Source organism: Solibacillus sp. FSL K6-1126, assembly GCF_038003445.1.
GTDB classification, from domain to species: Bacteria; Bacillota; Bacilli; order Bacillales_A; family Planococcaceae; genus Solibacillus; species Solibacillus silvestris.
Genome location: NZ_JBBOPD010000001.1, coordinates 3,650,001 through 3,676,789, shown reverse-complemented (window position 1 = coordinate 3,676,789; position 26,789 = coordinate 3,650,001). Strand labels below are relative to the sequence as shown.

Here is a 26,789-nt window from a genome sequence, read left to right as displayed (position 1 = left end):
AAGGGAGAATAATAATCACATAAATTGTATACGAAAGGGCAACAAGAAAGCTGCGTCTATACTGATATTTAGTACTCACGTGTATTTGGGCAGCTATAAATAATGCATTAATCAATATCTTAATATAGAGCATATAACACCACCTATACCTTATATAATAAAATAGTATAGCATACCAATAAAAAGAATAGTTAGAATTATATGTAATTTAAAATGCGGAATTAAAAAACGACTTCAACCATTTAGGAAGAAGTCGTTTTTCATAACTATTAGAATACGCGCTCTGCATGCAATGCTAGTTTATCTAAAGAAGATTTCTCTACATCAGCATGTAATGAGTTACCATGAGAGTCCATCGTTACTACTGCAGTAAAGTCTTTTACAGTTAAGTGCCACATTGCTTCTGGAATTCCGAATTCCATTAAGTCTACACCGTCAACTGATTTAATACAGTCTGCGTAGTACTGAGCTGCACCGCCGATTGCATTTAAGTAAACGCCACCGTGTTCTTCTAAAGCTTTAAGAGTTTTTGGTCCCATACCGCCTTTACCCATAACAGCACGGATACCGAATTTTTTCATGATGTCGCCTTGGTATGGCTCCTCACGAATTGAAGTTGTTGGACCAGCAGCTTTTACGACCCAGTTGCCTGCTTCGTCTTTCGCCATTACCGGACCACAGTGGTAAATAATTTGACCATCTAAATCTACTGGTGCTTCTACACCTTCACCGATTAAGTGGTGATGGATTGCGTCACGACCTGTGTACATACGGCCAGAAATTTTTACTACGTCCCCAACTTTAAGTGAACGGATTTTTTCTTTAGTAATCGGTGCAACCAATTCAACTACTTTGTTGTCCGAGTTTTCTTGTTTTTCTTCATCACGGAAAGTGATTTTTTCACCTTCTTGGTAATGCCAGTTTGTGATTTCGCCAGTCGCCGGATCGATATCGATTGCCATACGACGGTAAGCCCAACAGTTGTAAGCTACAGATACGAAGAATGAAGCTGGTAAACGGTCCATTACACCAATTTTACAACCTAGTAATGTTGCTTCACCGCCGAAGCCCATTGTACCAACACCGAATGTATTTGATTTTTCTACAATATACTGTTCTAGTTTTGCTAAGTCTTCAATTGGATTCACATCATCAACATGACGGAATAATTGCTCTTTTGCAAGATCATAACCTGAAGAGCGGTCACCACCAATACCAACACCGATGAAACCAGCAGAACAGCCTTGTCCTTGTGCTTGCCATACAGAATGTAAAATACATTTACGGATACCGTCTAAGTCACGACCAGCGCGGCCTAAACCTTCTAATTCTGTAGGTAAAGAATATTGGATATTTTTGTTTTCACAGCCGCCGCCTTTTAAAATAAGCTTCACTGTAATATAGTCATTTTCCCATTGCTCAAACTTTACTACTGGAAGTCCAGCACCAATGTTTGTTCCAGAGTTTTTACCAGTCAATGAATCAACTGAATTCGGGCGTAATTTTGCATCACCAGTAGCTGCAGCAATTGCAGTGTGGATTGCTTTTTTAATTTCGATTTGGTTTACGCCAACCGGAGTATATACTTTAAATGTTGGTAGACCCGTATCTTGACAAATTGGAGATACATTATCTTCTGCCATTACAATATTTGTAGTGATTGTGTCTAAAGACATTGCTGCACGTGTACCAGCATTTTCTGCTTCTTTTGCAGCTTTAATAGCACGACGAACGTCTTTTGGTAAGTTAGTAGATGTTTCAGTTACTAAAGAATAAAGACTTTTTTCTAAAGTTTCTAAGTATGCCATCTTATTTTTCCCCCCAGAAAAATATGTGTATTTTGATCAATAAAATTGATATAAGTTAGAACAAAACTTTCACGAAGAAATGAATGTTATGTCTTTCTTAATAAACCATCTTACATTATAACTCTTTTAATGTGGAAAAAAAAGAGCGCTTACATGAATGTTTGTCAGATTAAAAGAAAAAACGGCGAATAATAGCAGAACTAGTCAAAAGAATGAAAAAAGCAATACCCAGTGTACAGGTATTGCTGAATTTTCTATTTATCTTCGCGGGATTGGAATTGATCCATTTTTTCTTCTAAATCATCCATCATTTGAATTAAGCGATCAATATCTTCAATTTCCGTCGTTTCAGGATCGATTGCATCAAGCACTTCAAGGAAAATTTCCAGGCGTTCTTTTAAATATGTTACTTGCTGTTCTTTGTTTGTAATTGGCTTCATAATGTATGATGCTCCTTTTGTATTGACTTATTAATATTATACTACGCTATTTTCTAAAAGTTAAACAACAACTTATAGTATATATCGGACTAACCTATTAAATTAACTTTAAAAAATAGGAAATTGTATAGTACTTGTTAATTATTTTAACATTCTGTTAATTTTGAATATTTACATTAATGAAGTGTTATGATAAAGTAAATTCATATTTAAATACGAAGGAGATGGTCGGAAAAAACATGTATAGACAAACTCAAGAAAAGGAGGAAGTTTAAACATTTACGGCTATTCGCCGATACGACTGTTTACGCAACGCAGAAATGGAATATAGTGATATTTAAAACCCCGGTTAACTTTTAGAGATAAAGTTAGCTGGGGTTTTTGAGTTTACTTTTATTTCTCCTAAAAGCTGTGATACGATGAATTGTATGAACTAAGGGAGAAAATTGAAATGAGTTATGAACAGCGCAGGTTTACGATTTTAGTTATTATTGTATCAATTTCAGGATTTTCGCAAGGAATGCTTTTACCTCTGATTTCGGTGATTTTTGAAGGGGATGGCGTATCCTCAACGCTCAATGGTTTGAATGCCACAGGTTTATACATAGGAACATTATTGATCTCGCCGTTTATCGAGCAGCCATTACGCAAATATGGGTATAAACCTATTATCCTATTTGGTGGGGCACTCGTTTTCATGTCACTGTTTTTATTTCCATTTTGGAAAAGTGTCATGTTTTGGTTTATACTCCGGCTGTTAATTGGCATCGGTGATCATGCACTGCATTTTTCAACACAGACTTGGATTACATCAACTACAGCTACACATAAACTCGGTAAAAGCATGTCAATATACGGCATATCTTTTGGAGTAGGCTTTGCTGTTGGCCCATTGTTTGTCCCGCTAATTAAAATATCGGAAAGCTTTCCGTTTATTATTTCGTCGGCATTATGTTTATTAGCGTGGTCGTTAATCTTTTTCGTGAAAAATGAAAAGCCGGAAGCGTTGGCAGGAGATGCAAATGAATCAGGTATCAAACGTTATAGTCTAGCTATAAAATACGGATGGATTGCCTTTTTGCCGCCGTTTGTTTATGGCTTTTTAGAATCGTCACTGAATGCTTTATTTCCGGTGTATGCTTTACGAAAAGATTTTGACGTAGCATTTGTATCCATTATTTTGGCTGGCTTTTCGATCGGAGCGATTGTTATGCAATTTCCGCTTGGTGCATTAGGTGATAAAATTGGTCGCCATAAAGTCATTGTTTCAGGGCTCTTTGCCGGAAGCATATTTTTCTTAATAGGCAATTTCTTTGAGCATTCGGAACTGTTTGTAGCTGCTGTCTTTTTTTGTGCAGGAATGTGTGTCGGTTCGATGTTCTCACTCGGTATTACATATATGACCGATTTGACTCCGAAAGAGCTGCTGCCGACAGGGAACTTGCTTTGTGGTATATTCTTCAGTTTAGGCAGTTTAACTGGTCCGCTTTTAGGCGGTTTATATTTGGAAGTTTTCCCGAGTAGCGGATTTTTATTTGTTATTTCGGTCATGCTGCTGACAGTTGCAGTGGCCATACTCTTTTTTGGCAAATCGAAAAAAATAGCTATATAAAAAAGCAGACGTTCTCTTAATTGGAACGTCTGCTTTTTACTGAAAAGAAGACTATTGCGGTAAAAATCATTGCTAAAATTATGTAGATGAACACATTTAAATAGTTTACACCACCAAATGTAACAGCAGCTTGAAGTGAGCTTGCTGAAGTTGCTGAATTTTCATCATTGCTTGGGAAGATGAGGCCTGCAAAAGATGAAATCGCCCAATAAGAAATAATAAAAGTGATCACTACAAATAGAAAATTCTTCATATTAATACCTCCTGGCGATTTCTATTTTACATGAAAAGTAAAGAAGTGGGGGAGGTTCTTCTAAAATGATTCTTTTCTATAAAACGAAGGAACCTTATATACAAGGTTCCTTCGTTTTCATGTTATTTTGCTTCCGGATCCGGTTGATGTAGACCAAATATATTATTTTCAGTATCAAGAAAATATCCTTGCCAAGCCATACCTGGCAGCGCATATTTCGGCATTGCTACTTTACCGCCATTTGCTAAAATTTTTGCTTCGGTTTCATCGTAATCACTTACGCCTAAAGTACATACTGCAGAATTGACACTTTGTCCTTCTGCAGGGGAAGGGCCTTGACGCTGCATTAAAGCACCATTAATACCTGGATATTGGTCGTCGCCAGTAATGGCTCCAAAATACGGCATGCCAGCATATTCACTATAATCTTCAAAACTCCACTCAAAAACAGCCTGATAGAAATTTTTTGCGCGTTCCATATTGTCTACATGAATTTCAAAATGAATAATTCTTCCCAAATAGATCCCTCCGAAAATATATTTGATTTAATATTGCGTTAATTGAAGTGTATATGCAAGTTTTTACCAAGAGAAAAAACCTACACAAAATTTTGTGTAGGCGTATGGAACATCTTATTTTTTTAATGTCAGTTTCACGACACATTCAACCTGTGCTGTTTGCGGGAACATATCGACTGGTTGAATATATTCAACGTTGTAACTCTTTGATAATTCCTTTAAATCACGCGCTAGTGTTGAAGGGTTACACGATGTGTAAACAAAACGCTTTGGTTTAATTTTTAATACAGTTCTAATAAAGCCTGGCTCTAAACCTGTGCGAGGCGGATCCACACAAATGACATCTGGACGGTAATCTTCTTTTGACCAGCGGAAAAGCCATTTATCTGCAGAGCCTGGGAAGAAACGTACATGCTGCAGATTATCGTTTGTACGTGCATTATACTTCGCATCAGCAATTGCTTCGTCGACATTGTCCATACCGCGGACTTCACGGGCACCTTCTGCGAGCCACATACCGATTGTTCCAACACCGCAATATGCATCGACAACATTTTCTTTCCCTGTCAGTGCTGCAGCTTTTTTAATTTCATTATATAAATGTACTGTTTGTTCAGGGTTAAGCTGGAAAAATGCACGAGTTGATAAATCAAATGCAAATTCACCCAACTTTTCATGAATCGCTTCTTTTCCGTCTAAAATAAAAGTTTCAGGTCCAAATATAAGCGATGTCTTCTCGCGGTTGACGTTTTGTGTAATGGAAACGATTGAAGGATCAATCTTTTTAATACGTTCAATTAACTCTTCTTTATGCGGAAGCTCACGGCGAGTTGTTACAAGACATACTTGTGTTTCGCCAGAGCGCATACCTGTACGAACAACAATTGTTCGAACTAAGCCATTTAACGTTTTCCCATCATAAATCGGGATATTTAGTTTCTGTAAAATTTTACGAGTAGCAACTGTAATTTTAGAAGTTACAGGTTGCTGCACAAGACAATCATTAATATTTAGAAGCTGGTTAGTTCCTTCAGTAAATAGACCTGCATATACACGCTTGCCTTCTTTACGTACTTGGAACTGGGATTTGTTGCGGTAATGCCACGGATTATCCATTCCGATCGTTGGGCGGATTTCAGCAGTTTGTCCAATTTCTTTGGCGTATTTTTCGAATGCCTGTACGACGATATCACGCTTATTCATTAACTGCGCTTCATAAGTCATATGCTGTAATTGACAACCACCACATTCAGAATACACAGGGCAAGGTGCTTCTTGACGGAATTCACTTGCTTTACGTATTGCCAAAATTTCCGCTTCAGCAAATTTCGGTGATACTTTTGTTAATTTTACTGTTACTTCTTCTCCAGGAATCGCACCTTTTACGAATACGACATTGCGTTTATAAAAACCGACACCTTCACCGTTAATGCCAAGGCGTTTTATCGTTAACGGGAACTTTTGCCCGACTTCCATTTTTAGTTCACTCAAGTTTACACGTCCTTTAAATAGAGTAACTCGCACCAAAATTTAGTGCGAGTCACTTCCTTTTCTTCATCATTTCAGTATAGCGGAAAGTACAATGAAAAGAAAGGAACGCTACTTTTCTAATACGGGGAAATTTTTTCGTATTCAAGCACCAGATCATCCAGAGAGCCAAACGTGTAACCTTGTGCTTTAGCATCTTTTATGAATTGAGGTATCGCTTCGGCATTATCCTGAGCTACCGTATGCATTAAAATAATTGCACCTGGATGTAGCTGGTTCATTAGTGCATCATAAGCATATTTTGCGCCGCGTCGTTCATCTTTTAGCCAATCTTTAAAAGCGATGGACCAGAACATATGGCGATAGCCCACTTCATTGCCGACTTTCAAAACTTCTTCATTAAAGATACCTTCTGGCGGTCGGGCATAATAAGTCCGTTTGACACCAGTCAATTCATTTAATTTCTCATCAAACCGTTTCCATTCCTTCTTCATTTCTTCAGCGGACAAACGCGCCATATTCGGGTGCCCATAAGAGTGGTTTCCGATAATATGGCCATCTTTAACCATCGTTTTTACTAAATCGGTCGCGCTTGTTAAATAATGACCGGTCAAGAAGAAAGTGGCCGGAGCTTTTTCTTCCCGCAAAGTATTTAAAATACTCTCGGTATAGCCATTTTCGTAGCCGTTATCGAATGTTAAGTAAACGATTTTCTTTTCTTCATTGCCTTTATAAATGGCACCGTATTTACTTAACATAGATTCAAGCGGTTCACCTATTTCTACAGGCTCGCCATTACGGCTTGGCTTGAAGCCCCAATGAAATTCCTCGGCTTTTGCAACAGTCATAAAGGATATAAATGTGGCGACTAACACGAAGCTAATCCCTAAAATATGTTTTTTCAATGAAAAAGCAACCTCCTTTTACAAGGTAGGTTGCGTGAAAAGCATTGTTTTATTCATATAGATCACGAATTGCATCTTCCACAGAAATAAACTTGAATTCAAAATTTGCGTTTAACAATTTTTCGGGTAATACATGCTGCCCTTCCAGTACGAGCATACTTTTTTCACCAAGAGCGATCTTTAAAGCAATACTTGGAACCGGGAACCAATGTGGACGCTTCAATGCATGACTTATTGATTGCCCGAATTGCTTCATTCGTTTTACATTTGGTGTTGTAAAATTAATTGGCCCTGATAATGTATCGTTTTCGATTGCAAAAAGTATAGCACGTGCTACATCCTCTACATGAATCCAGCTAATCCACTGTCTGCCTGATCCAATTGTTCCGCCAACACCAAGCTTATAAGGAAGTACCATCATCGGCAATGCACCTTCGCCTTTTTCCAAAATAACGCCAAAACGGGTTAAACAAGTGCGAATGCCTAGTTGTTGAGCCTGCATTGCTCTTTCTTCCCATTGGACTACAACGTTTCCTAAAAAATCAGATGCTTTTTCAGGAGCTTGTTCTGTATAAACAGCTTTTTCAGAAACAGGATAAATACCAACAGCACTCGCATTAATAAGTACTTTTGGTTTATCCATTAAATTTTGTAGTATACGGATGACTTCATCGGTAGATTCGATTCGGCTTGATAGTATTTTTTGTTTTTGTTCATCTGTCCATCGACCTTCATTTAGTGATACTCCGGCTAAATTTACAAATGCATCAGTATTTTCCATGAAAAGCTCGGGTGTCGAGTCATCGTTTAGCCATTGTACATAGTGGATATTATTTTTAACTTGCTGCTCTCCCCGAGTTAAAATTATGACTTCGTGACCTTTTTCAAGTAATAGCTTACTCAACCTTCTGCCAACCATTCCTGTCCCACCTGCAATTGCAACTTTCATACAAACACCGCCTTATTTCATTTCATTAGTATCAGTATACCGTTCGATGAAACTATAAGTAAAAAGATGTATACTAGAATGTACATTGTTATTGTGAGGTGTACACGGTGCAAGTGCAAATTATTACGAAAATTGGTCGACAAAAAAACAATCAAGAGCGCTACAATATTTATTTGAACGAACAGTATGCTTTTGCAGTTGATGAAGGGACACTTATTAAGTTCGGTCTGCAAAAAGGCAAAGTACTTGAGCAGATGGAAATAGATGAAATACAATATGAAGATGAAATTGCAAAAGCGTTTAACAAAGCGCTCAATTTTCTTAGCTTCCAAATGCGCAGTGAACATGAAGTGAAGTCCAAGCTCCTGAAAGCAGGGCATGGGGAAGCAGTTGTACAAGAAGCTATTCATAAATTAACGGGCTTAGGTTTTTTAAATGATGAAAGCTATTCCAAAGCACTGCTTGAAACGAGAAAGCGTACGACAAAAAAAGGACCGGCTGCAATTCGGCAAGACCTGATGCAAAAAGGGATTGATAAAAATTTGCAACAGAAAGTATTGGCGACATATGATCATGAGGAGCAATTAAAGCTTGCAATGGAACTGGCGGAAAAAGCTGTGCGTTCCAATACAAATAAAACTCCGACACAAGTGAAGCAGAAAATTCAGGATGTGCTGTTGCGTAAAGGGTATTCCTATGAGATTGTTAAAGAAATACTCGAGCAGATTACATTAGACCGTGACGAAGATGAATGGTCCGAATTAATAGAAGCTCAAGGTGATAAAATTTGGCGCAAATATGCAGCCAAATTAACAGGATCTGATCTTCGGCAAAAAGTAAAACAGGCGCTTTATCAAAAGGGCTTTCCGATAGAGAAAATTAATGAATATATTGAACAGAAGGAGCAACAACAAAATGAATGAATTAACATATAGTGCAATGTCTGAACCGGAATTGCGTCAGGAAATTGCGAATTTACGTGAACGTGCGAGAAAAGCAGAGCAATTGGGGATTGTTAATGAATATGCAGTTTATGAGCGTAAAGCATTACTGGCAGAGGCATATTTAGTTGATCTTTCAACAATTATTCCGGGCGAAATCTATCGTCTAAATGGATCGCCGGGTGAGTTTTTCCAAGTAGATTATTTAAAAGGTCGCTTTGCATGGGGACACCGATTAGGTTCGGAACGTTTTGAAGAAGCATTACCTGTTTCTATTTTACGTCCTATGAAAGAAGGGAAGTAGCATGGAAGAATTATATCAAAGATTAACAGAACAATTATTAGCGAAAAATCCTAAATTACCGGCAGGTCGTGCCCGTACATGGGTGGAATTATTATGCAGCGATTTCGAGTCTACATCTGCCAAGGCAGGGGCGGATTACCGCGGTGCCGAATATACAGCTAAATTAGTTAGTCAGTTAATTGAAAGCTATGGGGATAAGCTTCATTTATTTGCGGCACAAAATCCGAAATATGCGCATTTATTAAATGACAGTGATGATACGTTAAATTAAAACCAATCAGCTTTAGTGTAATTTTTTTATTTACAGCTGATTGCAGCATAAAACCACCAGTTGTGGCTGGTGGTTTTCCGTCTTTTTATTTAGTCATTACCGGCTCCTATTTGCAGTCGTTTCTGCAATTTTTCTTCTGTAAAAATCCAGCCGGTATAAGAATTGACAATGTTAAGCTCTTCATCTAAATGGGCGACTGCAACGAATGGATAGCGATCATTACTTCGGTAGCGTAAATCGATTAAACGCAGTTCTGTCACGCCGCTTTCAAGCTCTGAAATTTCCCACCGGTAAAGTGGTGAAAACGATAAAAAGGCATCTAAATTTGGATCTTTTAACGCTTTTTCAACGAGTTCTGTTTTTGGGATAGGTTCAATCTCGAACTTATCGTAAATATTGACAGATCTGCGATAGGCACGGCCAACATAGAAATGCGTTTTAGATTTAGCGGCAACTTTCCAATGGAAAAAGCGCATTGTCGGAGCGACAATTACAAACTCTTCGTCCTGCAATTCATGATGGACAGCAGTTTTAACCGCCTTTTGAAGAGCAAAACGTAAAATATAATAGAAGAAAATAATGATATACATGACCGTAAATGTGAAGACGGGTTCCGTCCCTAATAACCAAAGTAAAATACCAATACAGTGCATCGTAAATATTAATGGATCGAATGTATTAATAACACCGAGTGCAACCCACTTTTTTGAAAAAGGGCGCAATGCCTGTGTGCCGTATGCATTAAAAATATCTACAAAAACATGTAAAAATACGGCGATTTGAGTCCATAGCCAAACATTGAACAGATGGACATCAGGTAAAATAAGGGCGAGAACACCTGTTATTAATAGAGGCCATAGTAAAACGGCTGGTATTGAATGTGTAATCCCTCGGTGATGGCGTATATAAACCGCATTATTACGAAGTTTTAAAACCGTATCAATATCCGGTGCCTGTTGTCCGATAATCGTTCCTGCCATTACAGCCGTAAAGGTCATAGAATGACTTGCGACAGTCGGGTCTACAAGTGCTAGGCCTCCAATAGCAATCCCCATGACGAAATGTGTGCCAGAATCCAAATGTATCAACCCCTCGATCTTAAAACCGTTCGAGAACGGAAAAATTTAGCAATCGTATCCACATTATAATATACCCTTTTTTAAGGAAATAAAATCGAATTTTTGGAGGACAATGTGAACTATCAATATACAAAACAGTTTCGCCAAGCATTAGTGCAATGGTTTTTGGAAGAGCAACGAGATTTGCCTTGGCGTCGTACGAAAGAACCCTATCAAATTTGGGTGTCTGAAGTCATGCTGCAGCAAACAAGAGTTGATACAGTCATCCCATATTACAACCGTTTTATCGAAAAATACCCGACAGCGGAAAGCTTAGCCTATTCACCGGAAGAAGAGCTGCTTAAAATGTGGGAAGGTCTAGGATATTATTCCCGTGTACGTAATTTACAAGCAGGTGTCCGAGAAGTAGTCGAGGTGTACGGCGGAAAAGTGCCGGATAACCGCGTTGATATTTCAAAGCTAAAAGGTGTTGGACCTTATACTGCAGGTGCAATATTAAGTATTGCTTACGGGAAGCCGGAGCATGCTGTAGATGGAAATGTCATGCGTGTTTTAAGTCGCGTATTAAATATTGATGCCGATATCGCTTTGCCAAAAACAAAGAAAATTTTTGAACAAGCGGTAACAGAGCTGATTGATCATGAAAATGCATCTGCATTTAATCAAGGACTGATGGAGCTAGGTGCGTTAATTTGTACACCAACTTCACCAAAGTGCTTATTATGCCCAGTGCGTGATTACTGCACGGCTTTCCATGAAGGTGATCCATCCAGCTTACCGGTTAAATCCAAAAAGTTAAAAACAAAAAATATCGAATATGATGTTTATATTATCCGTGATCAGCAAGGACGTTTTTTAATGGAAAAACGACCGGATGCAGGTCTTCTCGCGAATATGTGGCAGTTTATTATGATTGAACGCCAGGCAGATGAAAATAGTTTAACCAAAGTGGAAAAACAATATAACGTTACTTTGGAGCACAATTCTAAGGAAACAATTTTAAGTTTCAGCCATGTTTTTTCTCACTTGAAATGGCATATTGACAGCTATTTGGTCGATGCAGTTGAAACGAATGCAAATCCGGAAAATACAGCATACTTTACAAAAGAGCAAATTGCCAATTTACCAATGCCTGTGCCGATGTTAAAAATATGGGGGAAAATAAATGCATAATTAATTTGCCACCAGACCACAATAATGGTCATGGAGGTGACAAAAAATGAGTCGCAATGAACAAAACCGCAACAAACAACAAAACCAAAACCAACGTAACAACCAACAAAACAACCGTGAAGAGTTTGGTCAAGACCTAAACTTCAACGATTTCAACCAGCAAAATCAAAACCAAAACCAGAATAACCGTCAAAACAATAACCGACAAAACAACCTTGAAGAATTCGGCCAAGACGAAAATTTCAACGAGGTTCAACAACAAAACCAAAAACAACAACGTGAACAAGAGCAGCGTAACGCACAATTCGCGAAACGTAACAATAATAACTTCTAATGAAGTGTAGAAAGATGTTCTGAAAGTGCAAACTTTCAGAGCATCTTTTTTTGTTTTAAAATGAAAGAGCGGGGAAGTTATAAAAGAAGTGTCACATACTACTAATTAATTCTTTGTTTAAAACGTGCAACATTAAGGCATCGTAATAATTTTCACGCAAAATTGAAAATAATTGTATTCGAACTACAAGTTTTGCCAAAGCATTGTTATAATACAATAAAGACTGCTAGAATTTTTAGCTGAGACGAAAAGGTGGGCTTTATGATGGCATTACCGGTTGAAGGAGAAAAAATCCAAATACATAGTTATAAGCACAATGGTAATATCCACCGTGTCTGGCAAGAAACGATGGTATTAAAAGCAACGAAAAATATTATTATCGGTGCGAATGAAAAAACACTTGTTACGGAATCAGATGGTCGCACTTGGCTGACACGTGAGCCCTCGATTTGTTACTTTCATGCAGAGCATTGGTTCAATATTATTTGTATGCTGCGGGACGACGGCGTGTACTACTATTGCAACATCAGTTCACCGTTTGTGTTTGATAACAATTGCTTAAAATATATTGACTATGATTTGGACGTAAAGGTGTTTCCTGATATGAGTCATGCATTATTGGATGAAGATGAATATGAGCAGCACAGGTTGGAAATGAATTATCCCGAAGTCATAGATAAAATTTTACAGCGTAATGTTAAAACATTGGTAAGCTGGATTGAACAACGCCGTGGACCATTCGCTCAGGATTTCATAGAGTCTTGGACGAATCGTTATATCTTATTGAGTGAAATTCAGGCAAATAAAGAGTAGTGGGACACAAGCAGCTTTTTAGGTTGCTTGTGTTTTTCTTTTGGGTAAAGTACATGTGTAAATGTTAAATGGGGAATTATGATATGATAATTGCTGTTGCAAAATTTCTGAGGGGAAGTGTTTTTTGCATTGGATAGTATTAAACGTTATATGCGGTTCGTCAAGCCGTATAAAATGCTTTTATTTTTAACAATCGTAATCGGCATATTAAAATTTGCGATTCCGTTATTTTTACCGTGGCTCCTGCAAATAATTATTGATGATATATTGTTGAAAGATGGCATGACTACAGAGGAGAAGACAAAGCAATTATTTACATGGATCGGAATTGCACTTGTACTGTTTTTTGTTATTCGTCCACCAATCGAATATTACCGCCAATACTTTGCACAAAACTTGAGTAACAATATTTTATTTGATATACGAAAAGAATTGTATGGGCACTTGCAAAAATTAAGCTTAAAGTATTATGCGAATACCCGAGCTGGAGAAGTAATTTCGCGTGTCATCAATGATGTTGAGCAGACGAAGAACTTTGTTATGACAGGATTGATGAACTTATGGCTGGATTTAGCGACGATTTTAATCGTGATTGCCGTCATGTTTGCGATGGATGTGAAGCTGACGCTTGTTTCGCTTATTGCTCTGCCATTTTACGCATTTAGTGTAAAGTATTTCTTCGGGCGACTACGAAGTTTAACGAAGGAACGGTCACAGGCTCTGGCTGGTGTTCAAAGTTATCTGCACGAGCGTGTTGCCGGTATGAGCATTATTAAAAGTTTTACATTGGAAAAGCATGAGCAGAAAATTTTCGATGAAACGAATGGAGAATTTCTTAATAAAGCATTGGACCATTCACGCTGGAACGCCAAATCTTTTGCTGTAGTTAATACTATTACGGATATGGCGCCGCTGATCGTAATTGGCTATGCAGGTTATCAATTTTTACAAGGTGACTTATCCATCGGTGTACTTGTTGCATTTTATGCCTATATTGAACGCTTATATGGACCGCTTCGCCGATTGGTAAGCTCATCGACAACATTGACTCAGTCAATTGCGTCAATGGACCGAATGTTTGAACTGATGGATGAAAAATATGAAGTTCAAAATAAACCTGACGCGATGGTGTTACCCGCAGCAAAAGGGAAGCTTCAATTTGACCGAGTTACATTCAAGTATGATAAAGGTGGAAATACAATTTTAAATAAAGTTGATTTCACGATTGAACCTGGACAAACTGTTGCCTTTGTAGGTATGAGCGGCGGGGGGAAATCGACAATCGTCAGCTTAATTCCGCGCTTCTATGATGTGACGGAGGGAGCGGTGAAAATTGATGATCAAAACGTTAAAGATGTTACGATTGAATCATTACGCTCGCAAATCGGGATAGTATTACAGGATAATATTTTGTTTAGCGATTCAGTGAAGCAGAATATTTTAATGGGGAATCCGAATGCGACGGATGAGGAAATAGTTGCTGCTGCCAAAGCGGCGAATGCCCATGACTTTATTATGGGTTTACCGGAAGGCTATGACACGAAAGTGGGAGAACGTGGTGTTAAACTTTCAGGTGGGCAGAAGCAGCGTGTAGCAATTGCACGTGTATTTCTAAAAAATCCTCCAATTCTAGTATTGGATGAGGCAACTTCTGCACTCGACTTGGAAAGTGAAGCACTTATCCAAGACTCGCTTGACCGTTTAGCACATGAGCGGACGACGATCATTATTGCTCACCGACTGTCTACAATTACCCATGCTGACAACATTTTCGTTATCGAACACGGTGAAGTTGTAGAATCCGGCACACATCAACGACTAATGGAGCAACAAGGAGCATATTATAACTTATTCCAAGTACAAAAATTAGATTAAATTTGAGTGACTATGTTGAAAAAAATCAGCATGGTCACTTTTTTTATGTATATTTTAAAATACATTTTTTTACGATAATGTTGTAAATTAGTAGATGTTATAATATCATATTTTCAAATACTTTTAATCTTCAGAAAACTGAGGTGTTTAAATGAGTCGAAAAGCTGTGCTTGAAGTGAGAGAGTTAGAAACGACATTTTTTTCAGACAGTGGAAAGGTTGCAGCTGTCGATCGGATAAGCTTTTCAATTCATGAAGGGGAAATTCTCGCTATCGTAGGGGAATCTGGCTGTGGTAAAAGTGTTACTTCCCTCTCTATTATGGGGCTGGTACCGAGTCCTCCCGGAAAAATAACAAATGGAGAAATTTTATTGAAAGGGCAAGACATTTCGAAGCTTTCAGATAAGCAAATGCGCAAAATTCGAGGCAATGAAATCGCGATGATCTTCCAGGAACCGATGACTTCGCTAAATCCTTTGTTTACAATCGGGAATCAATTGATCGAAGCAATCCGAATCCACCATCCAAAATGGTCGAAAAAAGAAGCAAGTGCACGAGCGGTGGAAATCATGAAGTTGGTCGGCTTGCCGCGCGCGGAACAGTTGCTTAAAGATTATCCTCATCAGCTATCAGGAGGAATGCGGCAACGTGTAATGATTGCAATGGCCCTTGTATGTAATCCAAAAGTTCTTATCGCCGATGAACCGACAACAGCCCTCGATGTTACAATCCAAGCCCAAATATTAAAGTTAATGCGGGATTTAAATGAAAGGCTGAACACTGCTGTTTTACTCATTACACATGATTTAGGTGTTGTTGCGGAAACCTGTGAGCGCGTCATTGTCATGTACGCAGGACAAATCGTTGAAGAAGCGCCGGTCAATGAAATATTTAAAAACCCGCAGCATCCTTATACGAAAGGACTCATCCAGTCTGTACCCGATATGCGTTATAAAAAGGATACGCTTTATTCAATTCCTGGGAATGTTCCGAAACCGGGTTCCATTTTGGAAGGCTGCCGTTTTGCAGCACGATGTGAATACGCATTCGACCGTTGTTTAACAAATAATCCTCCGCTATATGAATCATCCGGTACACATAAAGCAAGATGTTTCTTATTGGATATGGAAGAAGGGGGAGTTACACATGTCGAAAGTGCTGCTGAAAGTTGACAACCTAAAAAAATATTTTCCGATTCGACATGGGATGTTTGCACGCCATGTCGGTGATGTAAAGGCGGTCGATGATATATCGTTTGAGCTTTATGAAGGGGAAACATTAGGTATTGTCGGAGAATCCGGCTGCGGGAAATCTACTACTGGCCGGGCGATTATGCGATTGCATGAACCTACAGATGGCCAGGTGACATTTGATGGCATTGAGCTCACTGAGTTAAACAGCGAGCAAATGCGAAAAGTTCGACGAGAGATTCAAATGGTATTTCAGGACCCGTATGCCTCATTAAATCCAAGACATACAGTTGAAAAAATTTTAGAGGAACCGTTAATTGTCCACGGAATTGGGAATGCGAAGGAACGAAAAAAGAAAGTCCATGAATACTTGGAAATCGTCGGTTTAAGCTCCTATCATGCGAAGCGTTATCCTCACCAGTTTAGCGGCGGACAAAGACAGCGAATCGGTATCGCTAGAGCCTTAATGACTAATCCGAAACTGATTATTGCAGATGAACCGGTATCTGCACTGGACGTATCCATTCAGGCACAAGTTTTAAATTTAATGCAGCGATTGCAGGAAGATTTGAAACTGACATATATATTTATTGCACATGATTTAGGGGTTGTGCGACATATTAGTGACCGAGTAGGCGTGATGTACTTAGGGAGGCTTGTCGAAATTGCGGAAAGCGAATCGTTATATCATGAGCCATTACATCCTTATACACAGGCACTATTATCGGCTGTACCAATTCCGGATCCGCAGTTTGAACGGGAACAGCTATTGCTGAAAGGTGATATACCGAGTCCGTCAAATCCGCCGACAGGATGCACATTCCATACACGCTGTCCTTTTGCGATGGATAAGTGCAAACAAGAAATTCCGATGCTCCAGCAAGTTAAACCAGGTCATTCTGTTGCGTGTCATTTATATGAAACGCCGCAATGATAATAGATTAAAAAGTCTAGGGGGTTTTTTTATTGAGGAAAGGTAAATTGTATTTAGTAAGTCTAATGATGCTATTAATAATGTCATTATTTTTAGCTGCTTGTGGTGCTGACGATGCAGAAACGTCATCATCAGAAACAAATAACGATTCAAGTACAAATACAGACAGCAATACGACAGACAATTCAAGTTCTTCAACACCTCAAGTATTAGTATTTGGTCGTGGAGCAGATTCTGTTTCACTTGATCCAGGTATCGTAACAGATGGCGAATCGTTTAAAGTTACACAAAACGTATTTGAAACATTACTAAACTTTGGGGAGCAAGATACAACAATCAACCCTGGACTGGCAAAAGAATGGGAAGTAAGTGAAGATGGTTTAACTTATACATTCCAGCTTCAAGAAGGCGTCAAATTCCATGATGGCACAGACTTCAATGCAGACGCGGTTATTAAAAATATCAATCGCTGGAAAGGTGGAAAAGAGGAAGATTTCTACTATTTCAACTCTATGTTTAAAGCAGAGGGCGAAGATATTATTAAAGATGTAACGGCAGAAGGGGATCATACAGTTGTATTCACACTTTCTCGTCCGCAGGCACCATTCCTTAAAAACTTGGCGATGAGCCCGTTCGGAATTGGTTCGCCAACTGCATTTGAAGCAGCAGGCGATAAATTCGGCGACAATCCTGTAGGTACAGGTCCATTTAAATTTACAGACTGGAAACGTAATGACTCAATCACGATTGAGAAGTTTGAAGATTACTGGCAAGAAGGTTTACCGAAATTAGATAAAGTTATCTTCCGTTCAATTCCGGATAACTCTGCTCGTTTAAATGAATTAATGGCAGGCAATATCGATTTAGCTGATGGTATTAACCCTTCAGACGGTAAAACAGTGGAAGGTGATTCTACTTTACAACTGATTGAACGTCCATCAATGAACATTGGTTATTTAGGTTTGACGAATACACGCGCACCGTTTGATAACAAACTGGTACGTCAAGCAGTTAACTATGCAATCGATAAACAGGCGATTGTTGATGCGTTCTTTGAAGGACGTGCAGAAGTGGCGGCAAACCCGATGCCATCTTCAATTAGCGGCTACAATGATGCAATTTCTCCATATCCGTATGATCCGGAAAAAGCGAAATCTTTATTAGCTGAAGCTGGCTATGACGGAAAAGAAATTGAGTTATGGGCAATGCCGGTTCCTCGTCCATATATGCCGGACGGAGCGAAAGTGGCGGAAGTTATTCAGAAAAACTTAGAAGATGTTGGAATCCCATCGAAAATCGTTACTTTTGAGTGGGCAACATATTTAGAAAAAGCGAAAAACGGTGAAGCAGATGCATTCATGCTTGGCTGGACTGGTGACAATGGAGATGCTGACAACTTCATTTACACTTTATTAGACAAAGATAATATCGGTTCAAACAACTATGCATTCTATTCAAATGAAGAAGTACATGAGCTATTAATTCAGGCACAGTCGGAAACAGATGAAAATGTGCGTAATGAGTTATACAAAAAAGCACAGGAAATCATTCATGATGATGCTCCATGGGTTCCGCTTGCTCACTCTACACCGTTATTAGCAGCAAAAGCAGGTGTAAAGGACTTCAAGCCTCATCCAACAGGGTCTGATAAATTGGATAAAGTTTCAATGGAGTAATAGAGAATTCTTTGAAAGGGGAGGAATATTCCTCTCCTTTTTTCAACTAGTAGAACCATACATTCATAAAAGGGGTGAAGAGCATGCTTCACTACATTGGCAAACGTCTACTGCATTTAATTCCTGTATTACTTGGAATGACTTTTTTAGTATTTCTTATTATCCGTGCCATTCCCGGGGATCCAGCACAAGTCATTTTAGGACAGCAAGCTACTGCTGATGCAATCGCGGCACTTCGCCTGAAACTTGGCCTTGATAATCCGTGGTATATTCAATATTTCGATTATTTGAAAGGGATTGTAACGGGAGATTTGGGAGAGTCATTAAGAACGAGGCAGCCGATCTCTTCTGAAATGTGGCCTTATTTAGCAGCTACATTTGAACTGGCATTTTTCGCGATGATTATCGCAATTATCGTTGGAGTAAATGCAGGGATTATTTCATCATGGTTTCAAAATTCATGGTTTGATTACTTAGCGATGGTGATTGCTTTAATCGGTGTTTCGATGCCGATTTTCTGGTTAGGTTTAATGGAGCAATGGGCATTCGGTATTCAGCTGGGCTGGTTACCGACATCGGGACGGGAAGAAGTGCGGGATCCTGTTATGGCCATTACCCACTTTTACTTGATTGATACATTATGGCAAGGCCGGTTTGATCAATTTATTGTTGTGTTAAAGCACTTATTATTACCTGGCATTGCACTTGCAACAATTCCGACGGCGATTATTGCACGAATGACAAGAGCCTCAATGTTGGAAGTAATGCGTTCTGATTTTGTTCGTACAGCGCGGGCAAAAGGTCAAAAAATGTTTGTCGTTGTTTATAAGCATGCATTGAAAAATGCGTTGATTCCTGTATTGACGGTAGTCGGCTTACAAACGGGCATGCTGTTAGGCGGTGCCATCTTAACGGAAACGATTTTCAGTTGGCCGGGAATTGGCCGCTATATATACGAAGCGATAGGATTCCGTGATTATCCTGTCATCCAGTCAGGTATTTTAATTGTTGCCTTTTTATTCGTAATGATTAACCTGATTGTTGACCTTTTATATACGGTGATTGATTCGCGCATTAAATACAACTAGAGAGGAGGCGCATAGCATGGCTGAAATTATACAAAATCGAGTTCAGCGAATTGAAGAAGAACGAGTAAAAGGACCATGGCAAGAGGCGTGGACGAATTTCAAGAAAAGTAAGTCTGCGCTGTTCGGCAGTGCAATTGTGTTATTTTTTGTGCTTCTGGCAATATTCGGCCCTTTGTTTGCACCACAAGGTATAAATGAGCAAAATTTAAGTATGCGTCTGCAGCCTCCATCTGCTGATTTCTGGTTTGGAACAGATGATTTAGGCCGTGATATATTTTCGCGAATTTTACATGGGGCCCGTATTTCGTTAACAGTTGGTTTATCGGCTGTGTTAATCTCTGCAGTTGCCGGCAGTTTTTTAGGGATTATTGCAGGCTATTATGGTCGTTGGGTTGATACGATTATTTCACGGATCTTTGATATTATGCTTGCGTTTCCAAGTATTTTATTGGCGATCGCAATTGTATCGATTTTAGGCCCATCATTGCAAAATGCATTAATTGCGATTGCGGTTATTAATATACCGAACTTTGGCCGACTGATCCGGTCGCGGGTGCTTAGTATAAAAGAAGAAGAGTATATTCATGCCGCAAAAGCTATCGGTATGAAAAACTCTCGGATATTATGGAAGCATATTTTGCCGAACTCGATGACTCCCGTAATTGTTCAGGGAACATTGGCGATTGCGACAGCGATTATCGAAGCGGCAGCACTCGGGTTTTTAGGACTTGGTGCAGAAGCTCCTCAGCCGGAGTGGGGGAAAATGCTTGCAGATGCGCGGATGTTTTTAATGAACGCACCATGGGCGATGATTTTCCCGGGACTGGCAATTATGCTCACAGTAATAGGCTTTAACCTTATGGGTGACGGATTACGGGATGCACTTGATCCGAAGATGAAAAGTTAAAAGAGGGTGGGACATAACCCAAAAATGCCATTTTTCTCTTAGAGAAAAATGGCATTTTTTTGCTGAGCGTAAAAATTGATTTCCATTCCGGGACGCTTTCCGCGGGCGTGGCCTGAGCCTGTAGTCTCAGGCGTCACGCTATTCCCGCAGGAGTCGCCCTCCATTCCAATCAATTTTATAAAATATCCGTTTCTTAATAAGGTTTTCTCCTTAGTTTATGAAATTTCTACTTCTGTCCCAGCCTTTATTTAATAAAACTCTGATTCCAAGTCGAGGTTTTTTTCTTCACTGTGGAAGCTACGATAGGAAACTATCAATGTATCAAGATGCTCCAGGTTTTCTTCGTAATCTAAGATACGCGATAAAATATAGAGCAGATGATAGCTCGAAAACTGTTCATCTTCAGCGGCCTCTTCTTGAGCAAGGGCGATCTGTTTGATAAACTGCTCCATTAGCTCACTGCCTTGCAAATATTCCTCGTGACGTGTCCATTTTGAATGTTCTGGCCTCAGCTTCCCGGTATACTTCAATAACAGTTGTTCATGATAGGTTAACAAGAAGTCTAAACGTTCTTGAATAATTACTTGAAATTTACTTGGTAACTTCCCGAGCTCATTTTCATGTTTATGCAGACGAACGAGCAACTCATAGCTTTTTTTCGAAGTTAATAACATTTGGCGGTAAATAACCAGTTTTCGGGCTTTCACATACTTCCGGTTTTTGAAATAGCTGCGTTCTTCTTTGAAAAAACCATACATTGTATCAATTTCATTTAGTCGGGACTGCAATTTACTTACAGCCATTTTTGTTGAAGTATGTTCACTAGCCTGGCGAACGGCTAAACGTGTCCAGCGAATGATATCATCCTGGACAGAGTTAATCATTTTAAATAATTTTATTTCGTATTTAGGCGGTACAAATAACATATTGACAACGAAAGCAGCAAAAACACCCAGCATGACAGTACTAAATCGGATTAAACCAAACATTAGAAAATCATCGCCCGGTACTTCCATAATGGCAATCATCGTTACGAGTGCCAGTGAAACGGATTTTTCGAGCTTTAGCTTCATCATAATGCCAAGGACAACAATAGCGGCAATACCGACAGCCACGATATGATGTCCGAAAATGAGACCGAATAGGACAGCAATGGTAGCGCCGATTATATTACCCTGTATTTGCTCTAAAATTGTAAGATAAGAGCGGTAAATAGAAGGCTGGATTGCGAATACAGCAGCAATTGCAGCAAACACAGGTGAGGGTACATTTAGTATTTGAGCTAAAAATAAGGCGAAAACAATTGCAACACCCGTTTTTAAAACGCGTGCACCTAGTTTCATGTTCTTTTCCTCCTTTCTGAGGGAGTCAATGAAGAGAAGCCGCTATAAAATATATAGCGGCAGTTTTTATTAAAGTTGAGAAAATGCGTAATCTACTGCTTTTAATGTTTCTTCTACATCTGCTTCTGTATGTTCTGTCGTTAAGAACCATGCTTCATATTTTGAAGGGGCTAAGTTGATGCCTTGAGATAACATTAATTTAAAGAAGCGACCGAACTTTTCCCCGTCCGTATTTTCCGCTTGCTCATAGTTTTCCACTTTTACATCAGTAAAGTAAATAGCGAACGCACCTTTTAAACGGTTTAATGTAATCGTAACATTATGTTTTTTGGCAGCAGCTAAAATACCTTCTTCTAGAAGAGCACCTAAGCGATCCATTTCTTCATAAATCCCCGGTTGCTGTAACACTTCAAGACATGCAATCCCTGCTTGCATACTTGCAGGATTTCCAGCCATTGTACCTGCTTGGTATGCAGGACCTAGTGGAGCGACTGTTTCCATTACTTCTTTACGACCACCATATGCACCGATTGGCAGACCACCGCCGATTACTTTCCCCATTGCGACTAAGTCCGGAGTTAAGCCGAGCATTGTATGTGCTGCCCCGTAGTGGAAACGGAAAGCTGTGATAACTTCATCGTGGATTGTTAAGGCACTATACTCTTTTGCCAATGCATGTACATGTTCCAAAAATCCTTTATGCGGTTCAACAATTCCAAAGTTACCAACGATTGGCTCGATTAAAATCCCTGCAACATCATTACCCCATTTTTCCATTGCTAATGTGAATTGTTCCTTATTGTTAAAAGGAACTGTAATTACTTCCGTAGCGACAGCATGAGGAACACCGGCAGAGTCAGGCGAACCTAATGTTGCTGGACCTGATCCCGCAGCAACAAGTACTTGGTCGAAGTGACCGTGATAGCAGCCGGCAAATTTAATGATCTTTGTACGGCCTGTAAATGCGCGTGCTACACGGACACATGTCATCACGGCTTCTGTACCGGAGTTGTTAAAACGTACTTTATCCAATGTAGGAATTGCTTCTTTTAACATTTTTGCGAATTTGATTTCATGCTCTGTCGGTGTACCGAATAATACACCTGTTTCTGCGGCATGGGCGATAGCTTTTGCGATATGCGGATGACCATGCCCTGTAACGATCGGTCCATAGGCTGCTAAATAATCGATGTAACGATTATCGTCCACATCCCAAAAGTATGCTCCTTTACCGCGGACCATGACAACAGGTGCGCCGCCGCCCACTGCTTTATAAGAACGGGATGGACTATTAACCCCGCCAACGATATGTTCGAGTGCTTCTGCATGAAGCTGTTCAGATTTAGTATGATTCATAATTTATTCCTCCAAAATAGGTTACATGAAATGATTTCATATCTATTGTAGTATGTAATGAAAGGGAACGCCAAAGAAATTGAAGCAACGGGCATTGTTTTGTATCATAGAAGAAAATTTGGAGGGAAAAGACATGACATTAGAAAAAGTACAAGCACCAGCATTTACATTGCAAAACGAGGAGGGGAAATTGATTTCGCTGGAAGACTATAAAGGCAAAAATGTTATTCTCTATTTTTACCCGAAAGATTTAACACCGGGCTGTACAACACAGGCTTGCGACTTCCGCGACAAATATGAGGACTTTTCAGATTTGAATGCTGTAATTTTAGGTGTGAGTTTGGATGATGCAGCGAAACATACCAAGTTTATTGAAAAGCACGGATTACCGTTTTCGTTATTAGTGGATGAGAACCATGAAGTTGCGGAGAAATATGGTGTATGGACATTGAAGAAAAACTTCGGAAAAGAATATATGGGCATTGAGCGTACAACGTTTTTAATTAATGAAGAGGGTATTGTTGAAAAAGAGTGGCGAAAAGTACGGGTGAAAAACCATATTGAAGATGTGTTAAACTATTTAAAAAATGGCACAAAATAATATGTGCACAAAGGGGGATCACTGATGGTAACGATTTATTTTACATTTGAACCACGCGAGGATCTGAAACAGCCGCTTCTGGCGGAGTTTCCTCAAGTAGATTTTTTATTTGATACGAAACTGGATGTGGAGAAACTTGCTCAATCAGAAATTTTAGTAACCTATGGGGAAGACTTAAAGGAAGAGCATTTGCAGCATGCAGACAAATTGGAATGGATTTTTGTAGCATCTGCTGGAATCGAAAAGATGCCGGCAGAAGCAATCGCGAAACGTAATATACTCGTTTCGAATGTGCGCGGGATACATAAGAAGCCGATGACTGAGTCAATTTTAGCTCATATTTTATCCTTGAAACGTGTATTGCCGTTTATTTACGAGCAACAGCAGAAGAAAGAATGGAATAAAAAGGCGCGTCCGACAGAGTTAAATGGAAGTACAGCCTTAATTATCGGTCCGGGTGCAATCGGTGGAGAAGTAGGACGGATTCTGCAGGCATTTGATGTTCATACAATTGGCTGTAACCGCTCAGGCAAAGAAGCACCGTATATGAATGAGACGTATAAGCTGGATGATTTAAAAGAGCAGCTACCAAAAGCGGATATTATTCTTTCAATGCTGCCATCTACAAAGGAAACGAAGCATATGCTGACTCGAGAGCATTTTGAACTGATGAAGAGTTCTGCTATCTTTATGAATTTCGGGCGGGGAGACTTAGTAGAAACAGATACACTTGTCGGTGTTTTGCAAGACAAGCTAATTGGGCATGCTGTATTGGACGTATATGAAATTGAGCCATTACCGGCAGATAACCTGCTATGGGACTTGAACAATGTAACACTTTCACCACATTTTTCTAGTCATTCATCGCGTTACTTAGAGCGCAGTCTCGATATTTTTAAACCAAGCCTGAAAAAATGGTTGAACGGGGAACGTGATCTAGAAAATAAGATGGATATTCTAAGAGGGTACTAATTGAGAATACTATATGAAAGAATAAGCCTTTAATCGCTTTCATTTTCAATTAGCCTTTCTATCAAATACTTTTATTTCGATTGGAATAAGCAATTGTTGACAATGCATGGACAAATTCGCTACACTAATTATAACAATTACAAATTAATAATATGTATGAAAAGGGGTGCATGACGATGTCTGAATTGCATTTGAAGGATGCGCTGGACACGTTAAAGACTACTGGTGTACGAATTACTCCTCAGCGTCATGCGATTTTGGAATATTTAATTCAAAGTATGATTCACCCAACAGCTGATGATATATACAAGGCGCTTTGCGATAAGTTTCCTAATATGAGTGTAGCAACAGTTTATAATAATTTACGTGTCTTTCGTGAAGTAGGCTTAGTAAAAGAGCTTAATTATGGAGATGCAGCGAGTCGTTTCGATTTCGTAACGGGCGACCATTATCACATGATTTGTGATGGCTGCGGTAAAATTGTAGACTTCCACTATCCCGGATTAAATGAAGTGGAGCAGTTTGCTTCGCAAGTAACAGGCTTTCAAGTTAATTCGCACCGTTTAGAAGTCTATGGTACATGTCCTGACTGTATTGCAGTCGGTGCAACAAAAGTTCAATAATAGTTTAACCTAGTAACGGTTGTTGCTAGGTTTTTTTATATGAAAAAAGCTGGAGCAAAAAGTTTGAATACTTTTTCTCCAGCATTGCCGAACATTTAATTTTTATTGTACTCTTGATTGAATTCTTTTCCTTCCAATGCAGGATCTAAAGTGAGTGGTTCATTGCAATACATGCAAATATCCACACGACCTAAAACTTTTGTCCATTTCCCGCATTCCGGACAGACGACTTGCACGGCCTTTGTAGACAGCAATCCTATCCAGCCGTATACAGCTGTACTGCCGATTATACAAAGAAGTCCAATTGTCATGAAGATTAATACAAGTATTTGATTATTTTTGAAAAAGATTGCACCATACATAATAACGAAGCCGATGAAAATAAGGGATAATGCAAAAGAGCGGATCTTATTAATTTTACTATTATATTTTTTCATTTCAATTGCCTCCTAATCTAAAATATACTATAACATAAATTGGATATAAATTAGTAGACAGGAAAGAATTAGGCGGCTTTTAAATATCCTGTAATACTATTTAAAATGTTTAAATGAAGGGTTTTTATAAACTAATGGCGAAAGAAAAAATAACGAGATTTCTATTATTTAATTTAAGGAAATGATGGACTTTCAGCATGGTTGAAAGTTTATCGACGTTACAATAGTTAATTTATCTTATAGCATCTACAATGACAGTATATAGAAGGTAAATTTTATAGGGGGATAACAATGGAACATATTTTAAGACCGATTTATCAGGAACGTGCAAGTCAGCCGGAAACGCTTGGAGTAATATTGATAAACAAGCGTGAAGGTGCTGAGAATATGACCGATACATTTGATTCGGTTCTTTTAATTATTGTAAAAGAAAGTGATAAGCCTATTTATTCGAAACACTATTCATATGGTGAAGCAAAAATGGTGATGCATATTTTAACGGAGGAACGGTTGCGTAAATGGATTTTCATTGGTTCAAATAAGCGCTTGGTCGATTGGCTTTTCCACGGAAAAGTTATGTTTGACCGCAATGAGTTTCTATATAAGCTGCGTTCTGAATTGCAAGAGTTCCCATTCTTCGGTCGTAAATTAAAAACAGGTATACAGTTTGCCAAGTTAATCCGCCGTTATAAAGAAGGAAAAGAATTATTTGAAGATGGTCATTTTTTAGATGCTTACAATCATGTAGTTGCTTCATTGCATCATTTAGGGAGATTATCGATTATCGATAGTGGGCATTACCCGGAAGTTACAGTATGGGCCCAGGTAAAACGAAATGATCCAGCCATCTATAAATTATATGAAGAATTGATTATGAGTAACGAAAGTCTGGAAAAGCGT

At 39.0% G+C, this 26,789-nt stretch carries 28 protein-coding genes (1 of these 28 only partly in view); 17 read left to right on the top strand and 11 right to left on the bottom strand.

Annotated features, from left to right (window positions below; all coding sequences use genetic code 11):
• Positions 1 to 269 precede the first annotated feature (269 nt).
• Together MHH44_RS18390 and MHH44_RS18385 are read right to left on the bottom strand one after the other, a co-directional pair.
• Positions 270 to 1,808: a fumarate hydratase gene (locus tag MHH44_RS18390; RefSeq protein ID WP_340799287.1), complete on the bottom strand. Its 1,539-nt coding sequence runs from the start codon at positions 1,806 to 1,808 to the stop codon at positions 270 to 272.
• Between the two features lie 254 nt (positions 1,809 to 2,062).
• Complete coding sequence (locus tag MHH44_RS18385) at positions 2,063 to 2,248, bottom strand: SE1561 family protein (RefSeq protein ID WP_008405711.1); 186 nt, start codon at positions 2,246 to 2,248, stop codon at positions 2,063 to 2,065.
• Positions 2,249 to 2,699: 451 nt separating this feature from the next.
• Here MHH44_RS18385 and MHH44_RS18380 point away from each other — a divergent pair, with 451 nt between their 5' ends.
• The gene (locus MHH44_RS18380; RefSeq protein WP_008405712.1) at positions 2,700 to 3,860 is read left to right on the top strand and encodes an MFS transporter; all 1,161 of its coding nucleotides are present in this window, start codon (positions 2,700 to 2,702) and stop codon (positions 3,858 to 3,860) included.
• 16 nt (positions 3,861 to 3,876) lie between these two features.
• On the opposite strand, the gene MHH44_RS18375 is transcribed toward MHH44_RS18380, so the two are convergent.
• From MHH44_RS18375 to MHH44_RS18355, 5 genes are all read right to left on the bottom strand, one after another.
• The gene (locus MHH44_RS18375; RefSeq protein WP_340799286.1) at positions 3,877 to 4,113 is read right to left on the bottom strand and encodes a carboxypeptidase; all 237 of its coding nucleotides are present in this window, start codon (positions 4,111 to 4,113) and stop codon (positions 3,877 to 3,879) included.
• Between the two features lie 122 nt (positions 4,114 to 4,235).
• Positions 4,236 to 4,631 carry a VOC family protein gene (locus MHH44_RS18370; RefSeq protein ID WP_340799285.1) on the bottom strand — a complete coding sequence of 132 codons (396 nt, stop codon included), beginning with the start codon at positions 4,629 to 4,631 and terminating at the stop codon, positions 4,236 to 4,238.
• A gap of 114 nt (positions 4,632 to 4,745) precedes the next feature.
• Positions 4,746 to 6,107, bottom strand: a complete 1,362-nt coding sequence (gene rlmD, locus MHH44_RS18365; protein ID WP_340799529.1) for a 23S rRNA (uracil(1939)-C(5))-methyltransferase RlmD — start codon at positions 6,105 to 6,107, stop codon at positions 4,746 to 4,748.
• A gap of 131 nt (positions 6,108 to 6,238) precedes the next feature.
• Positions 6,239 to 7,024 carry a polysaccharide deacetylase family protein gene (locus MHH44_RS18360; RefSeq protein ID WP_340799284.1) on the bottom strand — a complete coding sequence of 262 codons (786 nt, stop codon included), beginning with the start codon at positions 7,022 to 7,024 and terminating at the stop codon, positions 6,239 to 6,241.
• A 49-nt stretch (positions 7,025 to 7,073) separates the two neighbouring features.
• Positions 7,074 to 7,973, bottom strand: a complete 900-nt coding sequence (locus MHH44_RS18355) for a TIGR01777 family oxidoreductase (protein WP_340799283.1) — start codon at positions 7,971 to 7,973, stop codon at positions 7,074 to 7,076.
• Positions 7,974 to 8,080: 107 nt separating this feature from the next.
• On the opposite strand from MHH44_RS18355, the gene recX reads away from it, so the two are divergent.
• Genes recX through MHH44_RS18340 form a run of 3 tightly spaced genes read left to right on the top strand, consistent with a single transcriptional unit; the run spans position 8,081 to position 9,489 of the window.
• Positions 8,081 to 8,896, top strand: a complete 816-nt coding sequence (recX, locus tag MHH44_RS18350; RefSeq protein ID WP_008405718.1) for a recombination regulator RecX — start codon at positions 8,081 to 8,083, stop codon at positions 8,894 to 8,896.
• Entirely contained in the window at positions 8,889 to 9,218 is a 330-nt protein-coding gene (locus MHH44_RS18345) for a YfhH family protein (protein WP_008405719.1), read from the top strand. The genes recX and MHH44_RS18345 overlap by 8 nt, the downstream gene beginning before the upstream one ends.
• A gap of 1 nt (position 9,219) precedes the next feature.
• A complete protein-coding gene (locus MHH44_RS18340) occupies positions 9,220 to 9,489 on the top strand; it encodes a YfhJ family protein (protein WP_008405720.1) in 270 nt (89 codons plus the stop codon).
• A gap of 89 nt (positions 9,490 to 9,578) precedes the next feature.
• On the opposite strand, the gene MHH44_RS18335 is transcribed toward MHH44_RS18340, so the two are convergent.
• Positions 9,579 to 10,568, bottom strand: coding sequence for a metal-dependent hydrolase (locus MHH44_RS18335; RefSeq protein WP_340799282.1), 990 nt, complete (start codon positions 10,566 to 10,568; stop codon positions 9,579 to 9,581).
• A gap of 114 nt (positions 10,569 to 10,682) precedes the next feature.
• Between MHH44_RS18335 and mutY the strand changes: the two genes are divergently transcribed.
• The 9 genes from mutY (at position 10,683) to nikC (ending at position 20,557) form a co-directional block, all read left to right on the top strand.
• Complete coding sequence (gene mutY / locus MHH44_RS18330) at positions 10,683 to 11,741, top strand: A/G-specific adenine glycosylase (protein ID WP_340799281.1); 1,059 nt, start codon at positions 10,683 to 10,685, stop codon at positions 11,739 to 11,741.
• Positions 11,742 to 11,787: 46 nt separating this feature from the next.
• A complete protein-coding gene (locus MHH44_RS18325) occupies positions 11,788 to 12,075 on the top strand; it encodes a hypothetical protein (RefSeq protein WP_008405726.1) in 288 nt (95 codons plus the stop codon).
• A gap of 264 nt (positions 12,076 to 12,339) precedes the next feature.
• Positions 12,340 to 12,888 carry a nucleoside tri-diphosphate phosphatase gene (gene ntdP / locus MHH44_RS18320; RefSeq protein ID WP_014822714.1) on the top strand — a complete coding sequence of 183 codons (549 nt, stop codon included), beginning with the start codon at positions 12,340 to 12,342 and terminating at the stop codon, positions 12,886 to 12,888.
• A 150-nt stretch (positions 12,889 to 13,038) separates the two neighbouring features.
• Positions 13,039 to 14,763, top strand: coding sequence for an ABC transporter ATP-binding protein (locus tag MHH44_RS18315; RefSeq protein ID WP_179946257.1), 1,725 nt, complete (start codon positions 13,039 to 13,041; stop codon positions 14,761 to 14,763).
• A gap of 151 nt (positions 14,764 to 14,914) precedes the next feature.
• Positions 14,915 to 15,934 carry an ABC transporter ATP-binding protein gene (locus tag MHH44_RS18310; RefSeq protein ID WP_008405730.1) on the top strand — a complete coding sequence of 340 codons (1,020 nt, stop codon included), beginning with the start codon at positions 14,915 to 14,917 and terminating at the stop codon, positions 15,932 to 15,934.
• Positions 15,909 to 16,886 (top strand): ABC transporter ATP-binding protein, encoded by a 978-nt coding sequence (locus MHH44_RS18305; protein ID WP_008405732.1) that lies wholly within the window; start codon positions 15,909 to 15,911, stop codon positions 16,884 to 16,886. Before MHH44_RS18310 ends, MHH44_RS18305 begins: the two co-directional genes overlap by 26 nt.
• A 32-nt stretch (positions 16,887 to 16,918) precedes the next feature.
• Positions 16,919 to 18,562 carry an ABC transporter substrate-binding protein gene (locus MHH44_RS18300; RefSeq protein ID WP_008405734.1) on the top strand — a complete coding sequence of 548 codons (1,644 nt, stop codon included), beginning with the start codon at positions 16,919 to 16,921 and terminating at the stop codon, positions 18,560 to 18,562.
• Positions 18,563 to 18,645: 83 nt separating this feature from the next.
• Complete coding sequence (locus MHH44_RS18295) at positions 18,646 to 19,650, top strand: ABC transporter permease (RefSeq protein ID WP_008405736.1); 1,005 nt, start codon at positions 18,646 to 18,648, stop codon at positions 19,648 to 19,650.
• A 16-nt stretch (positions 19,651 to 19,666) separates the two neighbouring features.
• A complete protein-coding gene (gene nikC / locus MHH44_RS18290; RefSeq protein ID WP_087617399.1) occupies positions 19,667 to 20,557 on the top strand; it encodes a nickel transporter permease in 891 nt (296 codons plus the stop codon).
• A 248-nt stretch (positions 20,558 to 20,805) separates the two neighbouring features.
• Here the strand turns inward: nikC and MHH44_RS18285 are convergent, their stop codons facing one another.
• Together MHH44_RS18285 and MHH44_RS18280 are read right to left on the bottom strand one after the other, a co-directional pair.
• Positions 20,806 to 21,900, bottom strand: coding sequence for an FUSC family protein (locus tag MHH44_RS18285; RefSeq protein WP_008405739.1), 1,095 nt, complete (start codon positions 21,898 to 21,900; stop codon positions 20,806 to 20,808).
• 69 nt (positions 21,901 to 21,969) lie between these two features.
• Entirely contained in the window at positions 21,970 to 23,256 is a 1,287-nt protein-coding gene (locus MHH44_RS18280; RefSeq protein ID WP_340799280.1) for a glutamate-1-semialdehyde 2,1-aminomutase, read from the bottom strand.
• A gap of 133 nt (positions 23,257 to 23,389) precedes the next feature.
• On the opposite strand from MHH44_RS18280, the gene bcp reads away from it, so the two are divergent.
• The 3 genes from bcp (at position 23,390) to perR (ending at position 25,452) form a co-directional block, all read left to right on the top strand.
• Positions 23,390 to 23,857, top strand: coding sequence for a thioredoxin-dependent thiol peroxidase (gene bcp, locus MHH44_RS18275; protein WP_008405743.1), 468 nt, complete (start codon positions 23,390 to 23,392; stop codon positions 23,855 to 23,857).
• 24 nt (positions 23,858 to 23,881) lie between these two features.
• Positions 23,882 to 24,829: a D-2-hydroxyacid dehydrogenase gene (locus MHH44_RS18270; protein ID WP_340799279.1), complete on the top strand. Its 948-nt coding sequence runs from the start codon at positions 23,882 to 23,884 to the stop codon at positions 24,827 to 24,829.
• A gap of 176 nt (positions 24,830 to 25,005) precedes the next feature.
• Positions 25,006 to 25,452 (top strand): peroxide-responsive transcriptional repressor PerR, encoded by a 447-nt coding sequence (gene perR, locus MHH44_RS18265; RefSeq protein WP_039966829.1) that lies wholly within the window; start codon positions 25,006 to 25,008, stop codon positions 25,450 to 25,452.
• A 95-nt stretch (positions 25,453 to 25,547) separates the two neighbouring features.
• Here perR and MHH44_RS18260 read toward each other — a convergent pair whose 3' ends face one another.
• Entirely contained in the window at positions 25,548 to 25,889 is a 342-nt protein-coding gene (locus MHH44_RS18260) for a YgzB family protein (RefSeq protein ID WP_008405748.1), read from the bottom strand.
• Between the two features lie 291 nt (positions 25,890 to 26,180).
• On the opposite strand from MHH44_RS18260, the gene MHH44_RS18255 reads away from it, so the two are divergent.
• Positions 26,181 to 26,789, top strand: the 5' portion of a protein-coding gene (locus MHH44_RS18255; RefSeq protein ID WP_008405751.1) for a nucleotidyltransferase-like protein. Its footprint extends 285 nt past the window's final position; the window shows 609 of its 894 coding nt (coding positions 1-609); the start codon lies at positions 26,181 to 26,183; its stop codon lies off the right edge, out of view.

Bases quoted from the DNA above. Each gene is read 5' to 3' on its own strand.
- ntdP (WP_014822714.1), top strand. From the start codon at position 12,340: ATGGCATTACCGGTTGAAGGAGAAAAAATCCAAATACATAGTTATAAG.
- MHH44_RS18385 (WP_008405711.1), bottom strand. From the start codon at position 2,248: ATGAAGCCAATTACAAACAAAGAACAGCAAGTAACATATTTAAAAGAA.
- MHH44_RS18310 (WP_008405730.1), top strand. From the start codon at position 14,915: ATGAGTCGAAAAGCTGTGCTTGAAGTGAGAGAGTTAGAAACGACATTT.
- MHH44_RS18355 (WP_340799283.1), bottom strand. From the start codon at position 7,973: ATGAAAGTTGCAATTGCAGGTGGGACAGGAATGGTTGGCAGAAGGTTG.
- MHH44_RS18280 (WP_340799280.1), bottom strand. From the start codon at position 23,256: ATGAATCATACTAAATCTGAACAGCTTCATGCAGAAGCACTCGAACAT.
- MHH44_RS18270 (WP_340799279.1), top strand. From the start codon at position 23,882: ATGGTAACGATTTATTTTACATTTGAACCACGCGAGGATCTGAAACAG.
- MHH44_RS18340 (WP_008405720.1), top strand. From the start codon at position 9,220: ATGGAAGAATTATATCAAAGATTAACAGAACAATTATTAGCGAAAAAT.
- MHH44_RS18260 (WP_008405748.1), bottom strand. From the start codon at position 25,889: ATGAAAAAATATAATAGTAAAATTAATAAGATCCGCTCTTTTGCATTA.
- MHH44_RS18380 (WP_008405712.1), top strand. From the start codon at position 2,700: ATGAGTTATGAACAGCGCAGGTTTACGATTTTAGTTATTATTGTATCA.
- MHH44_RS18325 (WP_008405726.1), top strand. From the start codon at position 11,788: ATGAGTCGCAATGAACAAAACCGCAACAAACAACAAAACCAAAACCAA.
- MHH44_RS18375 (WP_340799286.1), bottom strand. From the start codon at position 4,113: ATGAAGAATTTTCTATTTGTAGTGATCACTTTTATTATTTCTTATTGG.
- MHH44_RS18315 (WP_179946257.1), top strand. From the start codon at position 13,039: ATGCGGTTCGTCAAGCCGTATAAAATGCTTTTATTTTTAACAATCGTA.
- MHH44_RS18345 (WP_008405719.1), top strand. From the start codon at position 8,889: ATGAATGAATTAACATATAGTGCAATGTCTGAACCGGAATTGCGTCAG.
- MHH44_RS18295 (WP_008405736.1), top strand. From the start codon at position 18,646: ATGCTTCACTACATTGGCAAACGTCTACTGCATTTAATTCCTGTATTA.
- rlmD (WP_340799529.1), bottom strand. From the start codon at position 6,107: ATGGAAGTCGGGCAAAAGTTCCCGTTAACGATAAAACGCCTTGGCATT.
- perR (WP_039966829.1), top strand. From the start codon at position 25,006: ATGTCTGAATTGCATTTGAAGGATGCGCTGGACACGTTAAAGACTACT.
- bcp (WP_008405743.1), top strand. From the start codon at position 23,390: ATGACATTAGAAAAAGTACAAGCACCAGCATTTACATTGCAAAACGAG.
- MHH44_RS18305 (WP_008405732.1), top strand. From the start codon at position 15,909: ATGTCGAAAGTGCTGCTGAAAGTTGACAACCTAAAAAAATATTTTCCG.
- MHH44_RS18390 (WP_340799287.1), bottom strand. From the start codon at position 1,808: ATGGCATACTTAGAAACTTTAGAAAAAAGTCTTTATTCTTTAGTAACT.
- MHH44_RS18285 (WP_008405739.1), bottom strand. From the start codon at position 21,900: ATGAAACTAGGTGCACGCGTTTTAAAAACGGGTGTTGCAATTGTTTTC.
- nikC (WP_087617399.1), top strand. From the start codon at position 19,667: ATGGCTGAAATTATACAAAATCGAGTTCAGCGAATTGAAGAAGAACGA.